Source organism: Salinibacter sp., from assembly GCF_042218895.1.
GTDB lineage: Bacteria > Bacteroidota > Rhodothermia > Rhodothermales > Salinibacteraceae > Salinibacter.
On record NZ_JBDGQQ010000190.1, the window covers coordinates 1 to 15,154 of the forward strand.

At 63.9% G+C, this 15,154-nt stretch carries 11 protein-coding genes; 6 read left to right on the top strand and 5 right to left on the bottom strand.

Annotated features, from left to right (window positions below):
- On the bottom strand, positions 1 to 1,251 hold a 1,251-nt coding region (locus ABEL04_RS15525; protein WP_375803312.1), incomplete at its 3' end, for a hypothetical protein.
- A gap of 654 nt (positions 1,252 to 1,905) precedes the next feature.
- Here ABEL04_RS15525 and ABEL04_RS15530 point away from each other — a divergent pair.
- Entirely contained in the window at positions 1,906 to 2,607 is a 702-nt protein-coding gene (locus ABEL04_RS15530; RefSeq protein ID WP_375803313.1) for a DUF2461 domain-containing protein, read from the top strand.
- Positions 2,608 to 2,782: 175 nt separating this feature from the next.
- Here the strand turns inward: ABEL04_RS15530 and ABEL04_RS15535 are convergent, their stop codons facing one another.
- On the bottom strand, positions 2,783 to 5,323 hold the full coding sequence (locus tag ABEL04_RS15535; RefSeq protein WP_375803314.1) for an RND family transporter: 2,541 nt from the start codon (positions 5,321 to 5,323) through the stop codon (positions 2,783 to 2,785).
- A gap of 587 nt (positions 5,324 to 5,910) precedes the next feature.
- Between ABEL04_RS15535 and ABEL04_RS15540 the strand changes: the two genes are divergently transcribed.
- Entirely contained in the window at positions 5,911 to 6,354 is a 444-nt protein-coding gene (locus ABEL04_RS15540) for a MaoC family dehydratase (RefSeq protein ID WP_375803315.1), read from the top strand.
- A gap of 42 nt (positions 6,355 to 6,396) precedes the next feature.
- Here ABEL04_RS15540 and ABEL04_RS15545 read toward each other — a convergent pair whose 3' ends face one another.
- Entirely contained in the window at positions 6,397 to 7,938 is a 1,542-nt protein-coding gene (locus tag ABEL04_RS15545) for a M48 family metalloprotease (protein WP_375803316.1), read from the bottom strand.
- Positions 7,939 to 8,106: 168 nt separating this feature from the next.
- On the bottom strand, positions 8,107 to 8,544 hold the full coding sequence (locus tag ABEL04_RS15550; protein ID WP_375803317.1) for a MarR family winged helix-turn-helix transcriptional regulator: 438 nt from the start codon (positions 8,542 to 8,544) through the stop codon (positions 8,107 to 8,109).
- An 86-nt stretch (positions 8,545 to 8,630) separates the two neighbouring features.
- Between ABEL04_RS15550 and ABEL04_RS15555 the strand changes: the two genes are divergently transcribed.
- Positions 8,631 to 8,960: an antibiotic biosynthesis monooxygenase family protein gene (locus tag ABEL04_RS15555; RefSeq protein WP_375803318.1), complete on the top strand. Its 330-nt coding sequence runs from the start codon at positions 8,631 to 8,633 to the stop codon at positions 8,958 to 8,960.
- Between the two features lie 333 nt (positions 8,961 to 9,293).
- Here ABEL04_RS15555 and recF read toward each other — a convergent pair whose 3' ends face one another.
- A complete protein-coding gene (gene recF, locus ABEL04_RS15560) occupies positions 9,294 to 10,499 on the bottom strand; it encodes a DNA replication/repair protein RecF (RefSeq protein WP_375803319.1) in 1,206 nt (401 codons plus the stop codon).
- A gap of 189 nt (positions 10,500 to 10,688) precedes the next feature.
- On the opposite strand from recF, the gene ABEL04_RS15565 reads away from it, so the two are divergent.
- The 3 genes from ABEL04_RS15565 to ABEL04_RS15575 all read left to right on the top strand — a co-directional run.
- The gene (locus ABEL04_RS15565) at positions 10,689 to 11,282 is read left to right on the top strand and encodes a GNAT family N-acetyltransferase (protein WP_375803320.1); all 594 of its coding nucleotides are present in this window, start codon (positions 10,689 to 10,691) and stop codon (positions 11,280 to 11,282) included.
- 451 nt (positions 11,283 to 11,733) lie between these two features.
- Entirely contained in the window at positions 11,734 to 14,559 is a 2,826-nt protein-coding gene (locus tag ABEL04_RS15570) for a CHAT domain-containing protein (RefSeq protein ID WP_375803321.1), read from the top strand.
- Positions 14,560 to 14,655: 96 nt separating this feature from the next.
- Positions 14,656 to 15,154 (top strand): N-acetylmuramic acid 6-phosphate etherase (locus ABEL04_RS15575; protein WP_375803322.1); only part of this gene is annotated, 499 nt, incomplete at its 3' end.

Here is a 15,154-nt window from a genome sequence, read left to right on the forward strand (position 1 = left end):
CAGGAACCCTCCGAATCCGCCCAACATCTCCGAGGCAATAGGGTGAGGCACCTTCTCGCCATTCTGGTCTCTACGCGTCGGCACAATGACGTAGCGGCTGTGATCCGTCGACGAGCGGGCCCGAATGAGCTCGTCCGGCTTGAAGCGTGCCTGTGCGATTAAGCTGTCGAACAGGGCCGCCAGCACCGACGGGATGCTTCGGTCCTGCGGCTCTCCCTTCCCGGCAACGGGGTCCGACGGAAGCGGATCGACCATCAGCACCGAGCGAGTGGTCTCGCTGGGCGGCCGGCTGCTGAGCTCCTCTCCCCCGGCGAGCTTCTGGCGGGCCAGTCCGAACGGCTCGTTGTTCGTCGCGCCTCCGTCGACCGCCAGGAACCGGTATTCATCCTTATCGCGCCGCCCGTCCGGCCAGGCCGGGTCAATGGAGCGCCGCTCTCGGCACTGCCCGTGCCCCTCCCCACCGGGCAGCGGCACGGTCCACCGGCGGTCGAGATAGTCGTCGCGCGGCCGGGTCAGGACCCGTGGGGCCAGTCCCCCGGGGAAGGCGCCGGTCGCCAGGGCATACTGTCGCAGGACGTCCCACCCCTCAGCCCCAGGGTCCGACGGGTCGAGCCAGCGGGCGCTTTCGCCGTCGGGCGCGGCGCGGCCGAGGGTGAACTCTTTGTAGTCGGTGTGCCGGGTCATGCGGTGCGGTCCCTTCTGGGCGCCCTCGAAGGCGACATTGTAGGGAACGCCCCTCAAGTTGGTGGCCGTGAGGAGGAGGTGCAGGGGATCGGCCACGTAGTCCCGGGGCGCGTCCCGGGGCTCAAAGTCGACCGCCGTCTCGGCAATCTCGTTCAGGATCGACGAGTCGAGCAGCGACACGACCTGATCGTCGGCGCCGTACAGGTCTGCGTGGCCCAGCAAGGGGTGGATGTCGACCTGCTCCACCCAGGCGGTATAGAGCGGGTTGGACTGCCGGGTCGACGCGTCTGGCCCCTTCCCAGGCAGGGAGGTGATCGGGGCGTGATGGCCGCTGAATATCCCCGCGGCGATGGCACCGGTCATGCCTCCGGCCGAGCTTCCCGACACGACTTTTAGGCACACGTCGTGGGTGGGCACCTCATCGGGCCTCTCTTCCTTGGCCCGGTACCACTTCTCGAGGGCCTCGATCAGGAAGTCAACAACCCCCGCGGAGTAGGCCCCGGCGGAGGCAGCGCCCGCCATTGCTACCCCGATCTCGTACGTGGTACGGTCCGCGCCATCGCCCATCCTCACCACCCCATCGGACGTCAGATGTGCTTTTCGTTACGGGTTGGCCCCTGCTTGGTGGATGAACGCGACGCCGAGACACGGCATGCGACGCGCCCAAACGAGCTCTGTAGTGGCGCTCCCGGGCACATGCGGAAGCCCTCCTGTACCGGGAGCACGATGCGGGAACGCAGCAACCAAGTGCGTTCGGAATGCGAGCGGGCACTCTTTAGAGCGGCCGTAGGGGATCCGCCAAGCAGGGTTTGTAAAGCTTAGAGCAGAAAAAACGCAGAGTCAAACCCGATTTCACTTGCATCCCCGCCTGTTCGGAGTAGCCCCCGAGCACAGCGGGGAACGGCCACGACAGGCGGGCCGATCGCTGAGAGGATCGGGCGCTCCTCCCGTGCACGTGCCTGACCGTCTTTCACGCCCCTCCTTCCGCTCGCCGCGGGCGAATCCGGCCAGCTTCCACCCTGCTCTGCTCAACGTCGAGAAGGGGAACTGCGTACACGTCGTGAGGCGTGCTCCTCAATTGCGCCCCAAAGGCCCTCGCGATGCTCGTTTGACTGACGAACACGTGGGGGCCTCCTCAGGGGGCCTGGACCAACCCAGCGTGGGCCTGCGTGATTTCTCGACGAGGGCCGTCATTCTTCTCGGATACAACCTGGACCTCCGATGGAAGAGACCTTTTCGCTCCCCCCATTTCCTGGCTTCCGGCCCCAAGCCTTCCAGTTTCTTCGTGATCTAGAAGCGAACAACGAGCGGGAGTGGTTCAAGGCCCGGAAAGAGATCTACGAGGAGGATCTGAAAGCCCCCCTGGAGCTTCTGCTGGCCGACGGTGCTCGTCGTCTCGCCGAGGCGGAACTGCCGCTGACGGCCCATCCGAAACGCTCGACATTTCGAATCTATCGCGACATGCGCTTCACCGACGACGAGCGGCCATACAAGACCAACCTGGGCGCGGTCTTCGACCGGTCTGGGGAGCGGGCCCGAAATGGTGTCGTCTACGTGCACGTCGAGCCAGGGAATAGTTTTCTGGGGGCGGGATTCTATCAGCCCAGCGTCTCGTACCTGCGTCCCATCCGTCAGCGGATCGTCGACCAGCCCGACACGTTCTCCACCCTGCTCGACGAGATGGCGTCCCGGGGACTTCCGCCCTCCAGCATGGACGATACCCTGACCGGCATGCCACGCGGCTTCAGCGACTACCGGGACACGGATCTCGCCCCGTATCTGAAGTGGAAGCACTTCGTGGTGCGGCGCAAGTACGCGGACGACGCCCTCCAGTCTCCGTCGTTTGTCGACGAGGTGGTCCGGATGACCCGGGATGTCCGCCCGCTTCTCCAGTTTGTCTGGGAGGTTGAATCGGCCTCGTAACCTCGCCGGCGGTCGCGATGCCCTCCATAGCGGCCACCGCCGCCGTGCCCGATGCTACGACGGCCGTCGTGGCCCCAGGGAGCAGGCCCGAGTGCCGCTCCCCCTTCCCCCACTGGGACGCCAGGGGCTGGGTGCAGGCTCGGCTCTTCGCCTTGCCGTGGGCGTTCACCGGGCCTCAGCGGTCGCTGGGGGCAGTGGGCGCCGCCTCGCGGTCCTCAAGCCACTGCAGCAGCCCGGGCAGGAAGACCACCGCTGCCAGCAGGGTTGTCCCGAGTCCTACGACGGCGAGGACGCCAATCGAGTTCAGCCCGGGGTGGAAGCTTAGGAGCAATCCGCCGAACCCAATCGCGGTCGTGAGCGATCCCATGGTGACATGCTCGCCGGTCGAGCGGAGCACCATCCAAAGCGATTCGGGGCCTTCCTCCCGATACCGGTGCACCATGTGCACGCCCGCATCGTTGCCAATGCCGAGGATGGCCGGGAAGACGATCATGTTGTAGAAGTTTACCATGAGACCGAAGATCTCCATCACCAGCAGCATCCACAGGAGCCCGATGACAAGCGGCACGAGGGCCAGTCCGGCCCATCGGAGCGACTGGAAGTTGAGAAGCATTAGGGCCGCAACGATCACGAACGTAGCCGCAATCATCCACGGGGCCTCGCGCTGCAGCAGGCGAAGCATGTCCGCCGCCACGAGCGATGTGGAGCCGGCGTGGTACGTTTTGCCGGTATCGGTCGTTACGGTCCCCACGTCCTTAGCGAAGGCGATTGACTTTCGGCCGTCGGAGAGGCCTACGGACGGGTAGATGATGACAAACGTCCCAAGTTTTCCCTCCTTCGTCGTAAACCGTTTCCGAAGGAATTTCGGCACCTGGTCGAGCGCAATGGGCGTCCGGGTCTGCGCGGCGCGGCGCAGCTTCTCAAGCGCGTCGGAGGTCTCATCCTCGAGGTACCGGTTCTGAGTCGCCGTCTTGCGGATCTCGGCGATCCGATCGAGCTTTGCTTGCTTCGCAGAATCTCGGAGCGGAAATCGCTCCTGGAGGCTCTCGACCGCTAGGATGGTGGGGGAGGTCGTGTCGGCGCGCATTTTCTCGCGGAGGGCCTCCACGATTTCGGGCACAGCCTCCTGACTGTCGGCCACGATGTAGGCTGGATTGCGGCGCTTGTCGCTCCCCTTATTAACCCGGTCAATGTACCGGTCCTTCTTCTCATACTCCGTGTATTCGGGCTCCAGGGCGCCGAAGTCGTACTGGAAGTCCACGCGCGGCACCAGAATCAGCGACGCGACGACGGCCAGGAGCCCCCCGACGACAACAGGCCGAGCTGCCGGATACCGCCGCTCTCGCGCCTCGGCTCCGGTCTGCATGCCAGCCGTCGCCTGCAGGTCGAGCAGCCTCGATTGCTCGAGGAGGGACAGCAGGGCTGGCATGACGACGGTCATGGCGACGAGCGCAAACAGCACGCCCGTCCCCGCAACTGCCCCGAACTCGCTGAAGCCCTTAAAGTCCGCCACCATGAGCACGTACAGGGCCCCTGCGGTCGTGAGGGCCCCTATGGTGATGGCCTGCCCAGTGCTCGTGAAGGTCGTTTCGGCCGCCTCGGAGACCGAGGCGCCCTCAGCTCGCTCCTCGGCGTAGCGGCCGTAGAAGTGAATCCCGAAGTCGATGCCCAACCCAAACAGGACGAGCCCAAGGGTCGACGTCATCAGGTTCAACTCCCCGAACAGGAGATAGGCCGCCCCGCCGGTCCACGTCAGGCTCATGAGCAGCGGCACGCCGATGACGAGACCCATCACCGGGGCCCGCACGAGTTCCTGCAGTAGAATATTCTTGTCGAAGCGGGTTCCCGCTCGGGCCCGGTAGGCCTTGTACAGAAAATACAGCATGACCAGCAGGAGAACGGACCCCACGCCTGCCCCGAAGGAGCCGAGGATGTCCCGCTGGATGGTCCTAATCTCAACGAGCTGCCGATACAGGCGTCCCGCAACGACGACCTTCATCTCCGGATGGTACGACTCCGGGTTCATCCGGTCGATGAGGCGTTGGAGATCGGTATGCAGGTTTTCGATGTATCCGAGATCCGTGCTCGACCCCGACGGAAAGAACCGAAGCACCATTGTGGTGCTGTCGTCGGAGATCGGGTACCGCTTGCCGATGAGCCGATCGTACACCCCTTCCAGCTGCTGGCCTGTGTCTGTCGTGTCCGTCGTGTCGGCCTCCTCCCCACCGACATCCACGTAGAACGGATTGGCCTCCAGGCGGGCCTGCTTTGCCTTCTCGATCTTCTCCTGAAGAAATTTTTCGACCTGGCGCAACTCCCTGTCGCTCGCGAAGTAGAGCGCGTTGTTCTTCAGAAACGTGACCTCTCGCTTGTAGTCGACCCGCGTCAGGTACGTCTCGGTCGTGTCCGAATCCTTCCGCAGAGACAGTGCCCTCGGGATGAGATCCTCCGCGAAGCGCTTGTTCGCCTCGAACGACGGGCTGACGATGGCGACCGCCATGTCGCGCCCGCCCCCAACGGTGCGCTTGAGCTCCATGAGCGCCTGCACGCTGTCGTAGTTTTCGGGGATGAGGTTTGAGATGTCAGTGTTGATGTCCAGGCCGGTCGCCAGGTACGCACCTCCGCCCGACAGCAACAGGGCAGCGGCAAGGACCCAGGCAGCGCGCCGAACGACGCTCCGGATGAATGGGCGCAGGGCTTCGAAGAGACGACTCATACAGACCCTCGGTATTGGCGACGTATGATGGCGCGAGCAGGGGGGCGGGGGAGGCCGCTCGGCCGGTGTGCAGACGTGTGGTCCCTTCCCCGATGGACTTCTGGTCGCCCGAACCCCCCAGATGGTAACGAGCTGAGGAATGCTGTGCCCCCTCCTTCCCCTGTTTTTCTTGCTTCCTCTTATCTCCGCGCCCCGAGTCCAGTTTGAGTCGGACGCACTAATAGTCGTCAAATTCCCTCGTGAGCACCTCCGCCCGCAGACGGTACGCTCGGTTTCAGAAGATCCGAGTCCCCGAAAGGCCGCTGCGGCCCTTCTCCCGATGCTCGCCGCAGGCTTTTCGCGCCAGGATCGACGGCTCACGTCTCAGGTGCCACGACGGATCAGGCCCGACAGAGGAGATGTCTTCATGCACGGAGACGCCCCAGCAGTGCGGCTCACGCCCGATCTCCAACGTCTTCCACTACAGAGAAATCGTCCTCGAATCGTCTTTTCAGGCCGACGGTAGGTTTTCCCCTCGCTCGTTCCTACCTTTGCGGTAGCATCCATTCTACGGTTACGATGCCTGCACCCGCAACAGCTTGCTGCTTATGGCCACGTACGAGACGATTGAGGTTGGCGACTCCCACGAATGGACACGGGTCGTCACAGCGGAGGACGTGAAGATGTTTGCCGAAATCACGGGGGACGACAACCCCGTCCATGTCGACGAAGACTACGCCGCGGAGCATTCGAGATTCGGCCGCCCCATCGTGCACGGCGTGCTTCTCCTCGGGCTCATCTCGAAGGTCCTCGGGCGCGACTTTCCCGGCCACGGAAGCATCGCCGTTGGCATTTCGTGCCGGTTTCTCCGCCCCGTTCCCGTCGGCTCGGAGGTTCGCGTGCAGATCAAGGTCTCCGAGAAGATTGAAGAAAATCAGCACGTGAAGGTCCGCACGTATATCTACCGCGATGGAGAGATGGTGGTGGGAGGAGAAGGACGCGTCATTCCGCCCACCGAGGAAGAGGGGGAGCCCCGTCACGCCGCCCGGTAGCGGCCCTCGCAAGGCGTTCCTCACTGCCGTGTCTCTAGCAGATCAGTCGGGAAGCTTCAGGGGCCGGGTCGGGGCGACGATCCGATCCAGTTCCAGCTGGTTGACGATGGCGAGATCCGTCGCCGTCATTCCGTCCAGCAGCGCCGCTTCGTCCACGAACGTTCGGAAGGCAGCCTGGCGGGACGCCGGTCGTATCGCGAGTCGGGCCGGTTGCACGTTGAGCTTGTCGGGATCACGGAGCCGGTCGAAACCGGTCATCGTTCGCTCGAGCGTGCTCCGGTAGACATCGTACTGCTCGGCCAGGGTCAATCCCTGAAATTGATACACCTGATCCCGGTAGCTAATGAAGTAGGCCAGCGCATACACTCGCTGCCCTCTCTTCGTCTTGGCCTCTGCGAGCACGCGTTCGGCCTCGTATCCATTCACAGTGACGGACTGGCGTTCACGAACCCCAAGCCCGTCCTGGTTGGCAAACTTGCGTGCCGCGGCCGCGGGTGTCTCCGCGTCGGCGAACCGAAAGACCAGATAGGCTTCCTGATTGGGCTGGACCGCGACCACCTGACGGGGCTGGTTCTGCACGTTCCAATCGCTCGGAATTGGAAATCGGAACGCGAGTTCCGGGTGGTAGAACACACCGTTTTCGGTGAATCCCTGGCGCGGGTTTTTGCCGAAGATCATGCGCTCGATGGCCGCGTAGTATTCGTCCTGATCCACTGTCCTAGCGGCGTGGTCCACTCTCTTCTTCCACTTCTGGGCAAGCTGAGGAACCGTCTGCTGCCGAGCCCCGGGGTCGGGATGGGTCGAGCGCCACGTCGGGATCGCCTGGCCACTTTGCTCTTGTTTCCGCTCGAGCGACTCGAAAAACCCGGCCGCCTCGGCCGCATCGTATCCTGCGCGAACAGCGTACTGCACCCCGAGTCGGTCGGACTCCCGTTCACTCCCTCGGCTGTAGCGGAGCGATAGAAGCTGCGCGGCCGTTCCGCCGAGATTGATGATGCGTCGTCCGACCTCTCCTCCAAACGCTGCCTGTCCAAGGACGGCTCCTCCGAGGAGAAGCCCTTTCGTGAATTGCCGCCGGGCCGCCTGCTGCGAGGCATGCCGGGCCGCAACGTGAGCAATTTCATGGCCGAGCACGACGGCAAGCTGGGCCTCGTTGTTGAGGTGAGCAAGTAGACCCCGCGTCACGTACACGTACCCTCCAGGAAGGGCGAAGGCGTTAATCACGGGACTGTCGAGGGCCCGAAAGTGAAATTCTGCTTCCCGAAATTTTTTGGGCGTACTGGACCGTCGCATGTGGCTTTCCGCTAGTACGTCCTGGGCGACCTCGTCCACGTAGCGCTGAAGCTCTTCGTTCTCATAGACCCCGTACTGCCTCCGGATTTGCTTGTCGGCCTTCTTCCCAAGTTTTAGTTCTTCCTGCCACGTGTACCCGTAGGCACGAGTATTGCCCGAGACCGGATTTGTACCCGTTGAAACGCAGCTGGTGCCGACGGCCGCTACAGCGAGAAGCAGAAGCGGAAGAAGGAGGGAAGGCAGGCGTACCCGCTCTGGCGCGAGGTAGCGGCGAAGGGGCGAAGTATCCATCGTTCAGGACAGAGAGTGAGAGAAATGTTGAATGAGAGTTTTTATCGCCTCATCAAGCGTTCCCGCGCAAGTTACCCGACATTCCCTTTTTCCCGCTCCATACATCATCACATTTACTCTCGCGAACGCCGTTCCCTCACGCACCCACGCCCCCATCGGGCAGGGGTGCTACGCCTCCCCCAGCGCCCGTGCGCACTTAATCAGGACCCGCTTCGCCTGTTCTACCTCTTCTCGGCTGACCTCTTCCGTCATCCGATCCTCGATTGCCTCCACAACCTCGTGGGCCTGATCGAGTCGCGTCTGCCCCTCGTCGGTAAGGTGTAGCTGCTGAATGCGCCCGTGGTTGGGATGCGGGGTGCGCCGAAGTAGGCCCTCCTCTTCCAGTCGGGTCACGATGCTGTGCATGGTCTGGGGCGTGACGAAGCAGCGGCGGGCCAGCTCAGCGTTGGAGAGTCCCTCCTCGCGTTCGAGAGCGGTGAGTGCCGCGTACTGCGGGGTCGTGAGAGCGGCGTCGGCGAGCCGGTCGTCCATCGCCTGGCGGAGCGTGTACTGCGCGTGCTTGAGCACGTACCCGAGCGGCCTGTTACGAAATTGTTGTTCTTTCATAACTTGACTTTTTATCAGGGCCCTGATACCATCGGACCGAACACGTCAGTGCCCTGATAACCTATTCACCTGTTCCGAGAACATCCATGCCTGCCCTTGCCCCGAGCAACGATCTTTTCACCCTCGTCAACGTGTTCACGGTGTCGGCGGATCGCCAGCAGGAACTCGTGGCCCTGCTGGTGGAGGCCACCGAGCAGACCATGCAGCACCTTCCAGGGTTCGTGTCGGCCAACATCCACGCAAGCCACGACAGCACCCGCGTGATCAACTATGCACAGTGGCAGTCCCGCGAGCACTTCGAAGCGATGCGCGAGCGGGAGGCAGTGCAGCCCCACATCCAGCGGGTGGCCGAGGTGGCTGAGAGCTACGATCCTATTTTCTGCGACCTGGTCGATTCTACGCCTCAGCCTTCCTGACCGCCGGGTCGTCGCTCATCGTCGCCTCCCGCAATCCCGTCCGGACGGCCCGGAGGGTAGCTTCGTGCAGGCCGGTTGCGGGGAGAAGAGACCCCTGCAGCGTCTTACGGCGGGCGAGGACCTCCTCTGCCGCTCGCCCCGAATGAAAATCAGAGAGTCGGAAAAATGCCGTCGCTCTACGGCCCCGGGCGCGGCTACCGGCGGGACGGTCTGTCAGGTGCGGATGCGCGATGGTATTGCCCGCCCGCGGGGACGCCATTGCCTTTGCGGAACGCATGGAGATCGGCGCATGCCCTCCACCGAACTCAGCCTCATCGAAAATGGGGCGCCGTCTCAGCTTGATCCTGTTTCGGCCGGGTTGGGTTCAGCCCCGAGCACCTGAGGCGACGACGTCGGCTCGACGTGAGCCGTGCCGTTCTTGCGTCCGACGGAAAGGGCGCGGTGAGCGTCCGCTTTGAAGTCAAGCGCCTTGTCGAACGATGCCCGTTCCGTTGCGGTGGTCAGGCTCTGCCCCACGGCATCGGAGCGAAGGAGGTTGAGAAAAACCTCCGTGCGGCGGGCGTCAAGCTTGCCAAAGGCGTCGTCGAGCAGCAGGAGCGGATCGGTGTCGCTCCGATCGTTCAGGTAGAAGTACTGGGCCAGCTTCAGGGCCATCGCGAAGGTGCGGTGCTGGCCCTGCGATCCGTACCGACGCACCTCCAGGTCGTCGAGACGGAAGATGAGTTCGTCACGCTGCGGCCCCACGAGCGTGGTGCCCCGGTCCTGCTCTTGCTCAGACCTGCGGTCGAGGGCGGCCCGGAAGGCGTCGGCCACGTCTTCGGGGGTGGCGTCGGGGGGGAGGTCGTCGATCGTGTCGTACTCGATGCTTGGGCGCTCGGCGACGGCCTCAATCCGGTCGTAGGCCTCTGTGAGGTATTCGCCGAACTCCTGCAGGAACTGCTGTCGGCGGTGAATGACTCGACTGCCGAGGGTCACGAGTTTCTCGGTCCACGGCTCAAGGAGTTCGACGGGGGGTGGATCGGGGCGCTTCTTGTAGCTCCGCAGCACCTCGTTGCGCTGACGGCGAGCCCGGCGATACTTCATGAGGTCGTCCATGTACACGGACTGCGCCTGGCTGAGGATGTTGTTGACGAAGCGACGGCGCTCACTAGGCCCTCCGGCCGTGAGGTCGTAGTCCTCCGGCGAGAAGATCACGACGGGAAGCACGCCCACGATGTCTGCGAGGCGATCGAGTGCCGCGCCGTTGACGAACATCTTCTTGCCTTCCCCTGGCACGTAGGCCAGGCGCGCTTCGGTCGGCTCCGGGCGCACGCCCTCGAACGTGCCTTCGATCTCAAAATAGGGCGCTCCCTTCCGCACAGCGTATCGGTCCCGGGAGGCCGTAAAGCTCTTCGTGAGGCACAGGTAGTGTACAGCTTCAAGCACGTTCGTCTTGCCTGCTCCGTTAGGACCGTAGAAGAGGTTGATCGACGGGGCGAGCTCAAACTCACTCTCGGCGTGGGCTCGGAATGATCGCAGGCGGAGAGTGCGGAGGATCATGGACAACGCTAGACGGATCCCGAAGGGGGTTGGGGGGCCGCGTAGGGGCCCACGCTTCGACCGACCGGGCTCGGACGGTGGACCGGATCTTTTGTCCCGGCAACTACATTACGACGGGCTCCCCCCTTCGTTCGTCGGCGATCGCCGCTCAGCGCTGTCCCCCTCGCCTGTTCCACACGTCCTTTTTCAGTGGCTGCGTCCTCCTCGTTCACCCTTCGCTCGATGGAGCCCTCCGATGCGGACGCGGTTCAGCGGCTCTGGTCCGTCCGCTTCGGCGGTGCCCCGTCCACGCAGTCACGCTGGATCGAGGCGGCCCTGGATCCTGCCCATTCGGCCGTCGGGTTCGTGGCCGAGCCGGACCGCCCCGACGGAATTGTTGGGTTTTCTCTCTTGGACGTGGCCGGTCGAGACTACACGCATCAGTACCTCGGGCTTGATGCGATCGACGCGGCTCCTCCGCTAGCCGACCGAAACGGGATCTTTCACCTGTCCTGCGTCCGGGTCGACTGGGAAGGTCGAGGTATTGGATCGGCCTTTTACGACCGGCGCCTGAGCGTACTTGCCGACCGGAGCGTGCCCCGAACCGTCGGCATCGCGTGGCATCGTCCGCACACCGTCGACAGTCGCGCGCTCTTCGAGAAGTGGGAGTTCACTGCAGTCGCAACGGTCGAGCGCTACTACGCCCGTACCGGCTCGCGCCTGAACTGCCCTGACTGTGGACGGCCGTGTACATGTACGGCAACGATTTACGCCCGGACCGTAGGCCCTGCGAAAGGCGGGTGAGTCTTGCTCGGTGGAGAGGGGGCTCGCATCTGTTTGCTTAGTTCGCCATTTCCCTGCCCAGTTCATAGGTTAGGGACGAGCCCAGACTGGGCTCGTCCCCAACGGCAAGCCTGCGCGATTTGACGCTGCTGTCATTACCGCTGTTTTTCGCCCCCCCCACCTTCGGGGACGAAAGATTTGTCTGGCTGCTGTCAGGAGTCTTCGTCCTCGTCACCGTTGCCTCCCGAACCACTCCCGCTTCCGGGATCTCCTCCGTGCGAGGGGTCAGAGCCGCCTCCATGAGCCTCTAGCGTAAGCTGTGCCGAAAAGGGCGAGTGGGCGATCTTGATTCTGCTGTGCATGGGTGGAGCTGGAGTGTGTAGCGAGGAGTTTTGCGAATTCCCCCGCGTGCTTCGGCGAGGGATTGCGGAAAGGACAAAAGAATTCACACCTTTTCCGTTCCGCTTCGACGATGCTTGCTCTCGTCCTCGGTGCCCTGCTTTCGATCGCACCTCCAGACTCCACCGACGGCCTCGGTGCGTGTTTGAACAGTGCGCCCTCTCAGTCCGAGCCCCCAATCACGTGGGAGTCGGACATCCAACGAATGTGGGCCCGTACCCCCCCTGTCCCTCCCGATACGCTCCGTGCCTACCTCTCCCAGTACCGCGAGGCTCGAGCATGCCTCCAGGCCCTCAATCCGTCGAAAATTGAGCATCCGTACCTCGGCAATATCATCCGCACCTTCCACAAGGAGGCAGCCCTTCTTGCCGGCCTACGCCGATTCTCCGACGCCTTCGACGCCCTCGAGGCTGCTCGATCATATCTGAAGTCCGCGTCTTCGATTCCCTCCTCGGAGAACACTCGAACCGGGTGGCCCCCCGGCCTTCACCAGGACCAAGGGTATCTCCACTACTTGCTCGGGGACCTCTCGTCGGCCATTGATCACTACCTCAAGGCCCTCCAGGAAACCCCGGAAGACCAACCGGGCGAGCGTGTCGTTCACCTCCTCGACATTGGGGTGCTCCACCAGCGCATGCAGGACTACCGGACGGCTCGTCGCTACTATCGGCAGGCCCGTCACCTCTTTCGGGAGCACGACACCCTTGCCGACGAACATCCGTCCAAGTGGGCACGGCTGCTGCAAAACCAAACGGATCTTCTTCTGGAGCAGACGCTCAACACCCAGTTTGACGCAGAGGCGCTGAAGCGGGCCCGCAACTTGGCCCAGAAGGGCCGGGCAGCCGCCTCCCCCGAAACGGAGCGCTACGTCCGTCTCTCGATGTTGCTGTCGGAATGTCTCGGCTACCTGGACCGTTTCGTGCGGGCGTACGACCTGATTGAAGAGGTGCGGCGGTCCGATCCATACAGGAATGACGTCCGCCTCCAGACCTATGCCCTCCTTAAGCTCGGCGTGCTTCACGTGCAAAGCGGCCGCTTGGGCCGGGCTGAGTCCGCGCTGAAGCGCTCCCTTCGAATGGCCGAAACCGTAGGGGCTCTCGATTACCAGCGCCGCGCGCTACGGGCCCTGGGCCGCCTGCACGAGCTGCGGAGCGAATGGACCGAGGCGGAGTCCTACTACCGGGATGGTGTGGCGGTCGTCGAGAAGTACATCGCATCGCTCACGGCCTCACAGTGGTCCACGACCGCCTTCGCGCAGTGGCGAGACGTGCACCGTGGCCTCGTCCGGGCGCTGCTCGCCCAGAACCGAGACCGGGAGGCCCTGTCGGCCCTAGATCGTTCACGAGCCCGCCACCTCCAGAACCTCCGCATTCGGGCCCGCGTCGCCAACCAGTTGCCCCTCAAGCAGCGCGCCCGCTTCGACAGCCTCAGCCGCGCCCTCACCAACGTCCGGACGCGACTTGGTCGCGGGGAGCGTTCCGATTCCGCACAGACGGCGCTCCGCACCCGGGAGGCCCGACTCGTGGCTGCTCGGCAGCAGGCGCTAGAAATCGAGTCCAAGCCCGGCCAGCCGCAGGTCCGCGAGATCCAGGCAGCCCTCGCCCAGAAGAATAGAGCGCTCATCTCGTACTTCCTCGACGATCCCTGGCCCGTCTACGAGCGGTCCCCACGGTCCACCGCTTTCGTGGTCACCGAGGACACCCTTCGCGCGGTGCCCCTTCCCCATCTCACGCAGGATTCGGTCCGCCGCCAGATAGGGACCATCTCACCCCTCTTCCAGGATCGGGACAACTCGAGCCATGTCAACGCGATGCACTTCGACCTCCGTCCCCTCCACAACCTCCAGGAAGTCCTTTACGCCCCCGTCGCAAAATTCTTGCCCGAGGATCGCCCCCTCACCATCGTGCCGAATGGGCCTCTCTTCCGGATTCCATTCTCGATGTTGGTCCGGTCGATGCCCGAAAGTCGATATGCTCCCTCGGAGGCCCGATTCCTGCTCCACGAGCGCCCGACGACCTTGGAATTGGCCTCTTCTATGGTTGTCGATTCGACGCGTGGCGACCACCTGCGCGGCCCCTCGGCCCGGGCAGAACTTGCAGCCTTCGGAGTTTCGACGTTCGACACGCTTCGGGCCGTTCCGGCGGCCCTCCGTGCGTCCCTCTCCCCTCAGTCGCCCGACTCGGCGGTCGTCCTTCCAGACCTCCCCGGGGTTCGGAAAGAGATTCGAACCGTTCAACAGCGTGTGGAGGGAACGCGCGCTTTCCTGAATGAAGCCGCCACGGGCGAGGCGGTCCGGAAGGTCAGCAAGCGCGTTTCGGTGCTACATCTTGCCTCCCACGCCTTTGTTCACTCGTCGGACCCGCTTCAGAACGCCTTTCTCTTACGCCCGGACTCGTCCCGAACGGGCTCCGACGGAGTTCTTTTCCTACACGAACTTCAGACCTGGCGCCGTCCGCTTTCGCTCGTCGTGCTCAGCGGCTGCAACACGGCCCGCGGCCCGCGCCGTAGTGGCGAGGGCATGGAGGGGCTCCAGTACGCCTTTCGGGCGATGGGGGCCGAGGCGACCCTCTCGAGCCTGTGGCCGGTCGCCGACGAGGCGAACGTCGAGCTGATTGACGCCTTCTACCGTCACCTGCAGAACGGCCTGCGGCTGGACGAAGCCCTTCGCCAGGCCAAACTGGAGTATCTGGAGGAACACCCGACCCGGGCGAGTCCCTTTTTCTGGGCGTCGTCGGTCCTGTACGGGTCTCCGGCACGCCTGGAGTTGGAATCGCCCCGACGCTCTCCCGCGTGGGCCTGGTGGGGCGTCGGGCTCGCCGCTATCGTTCTTGGGGTCCTTGCTCTCTGGAGGTGGCGGACCTCTCCGTCCCAAGCGCGCAGTCGCGATGGGCCCGAGTAATGTTGAGACCGACCTGGTCGCGGCGGTGCCTTGATGCCTGTGGTGGGATCTTGTTTGTTAGTGGTGCGCATGTCTCCCGCTCAATTCCCCCGTCGCATGCCCGAACAGTCGGCTCTTTTCGAACAGCTTCAGGATCTCGCCACCGAGCAGAAGAATCCCCATTCTACGCACATCGACACCGCGCCGGTGGAGGAGATCCTGCGGGTCATTAACACCGAGGACCACAGGGTGCCCATCGCGGTCCGTCGCGAACTGCCGCGTGTCGCGGAGGCCGTGCAGATTGTGGTGGAGGCCTTCCAGGACGACGGGCGGCTCTTTTACGTAGGGGCCGGTACGAGCGGACGACTTGGTATCGTAGACGCATCGGAGTGTCCGCCCACGTTTGGGACCGATCCGGAGATGGTGCAGGGCATTATCGCTGGGGGCCGCGAGGCCGTCTTTCGCTCACAGGAGGGCGCGGAGGACGTGCCCGCGGCGGGAGCGGACGCCCTTGAGGAGCGTGGGGTGACCGAGAACGACGTAGTGTGCGGCATCGCCTCGAGCGGGCGCACGCCGTTCGTGGTGGGGGCGGTGGAGCACGCCCGGGACGAGATCG

Bases quoted from the DNA above. Each gene is read 5' to 3' on its own strand.
- ABEL04_RS15530 (WP_375803313.1), top strand. From the start codon at position 1,906: ATGGAAGAGACCTTTTCGCTCCCCCCATTTCCTGGCTTCCGGCCCCAA.
- ABEL04_RS15535 (WP_375803314.1), bottom strand. From the start codon at position 5,323: ATGAGTCGTCTCTTCGAAGCCCTGCGCCCATTCATCCGGAGCGTCGTT.
- ABEL04_RS15540 (WP_375803315.1), top strand. From the start codon at position 5,911: ATGGCCACGTACGAGACGATTGAGGTTGGCGACTCCCACGAATGGACA.
- ABEL04_RS15545 (WP_375803316.1), bottom strand. From the start codon at position 7,938: ATGGATACTTCGCCCCTTCGCCGCTACCTCGCGCCAGAGCGGGTACGC.
- ABEL04_RS15550 (WP_375803317.1), bottom strand. From the start codon at position 8,544: ATGAAAGAACAACAATTTCGTAACAGGCCGCTCGGGTACGTGCTCAAG.
- ABEL04_RS15555 (WP_375803318.1), top strand. From the start codon at position 8,631: ATGCCTGCCCTTGCCCCGAGCAACGATCTTTTCACCCTCGTCAACGTG.
- recF (WP_375803319.1), bottom strand. From the start codon at position 10,499: ATGATCCTCCGCACTCTCCGCCTGCGATCATTCCGAGCCCACGCCGAG.
- ABEL04_RS15570 (WP_375803321.1), top strand. From the start codon at position 11,734: ATGCTTGCTCTCGTCCTCGGTGCCCTGCTTTCGATCGCACCTCCAGAC.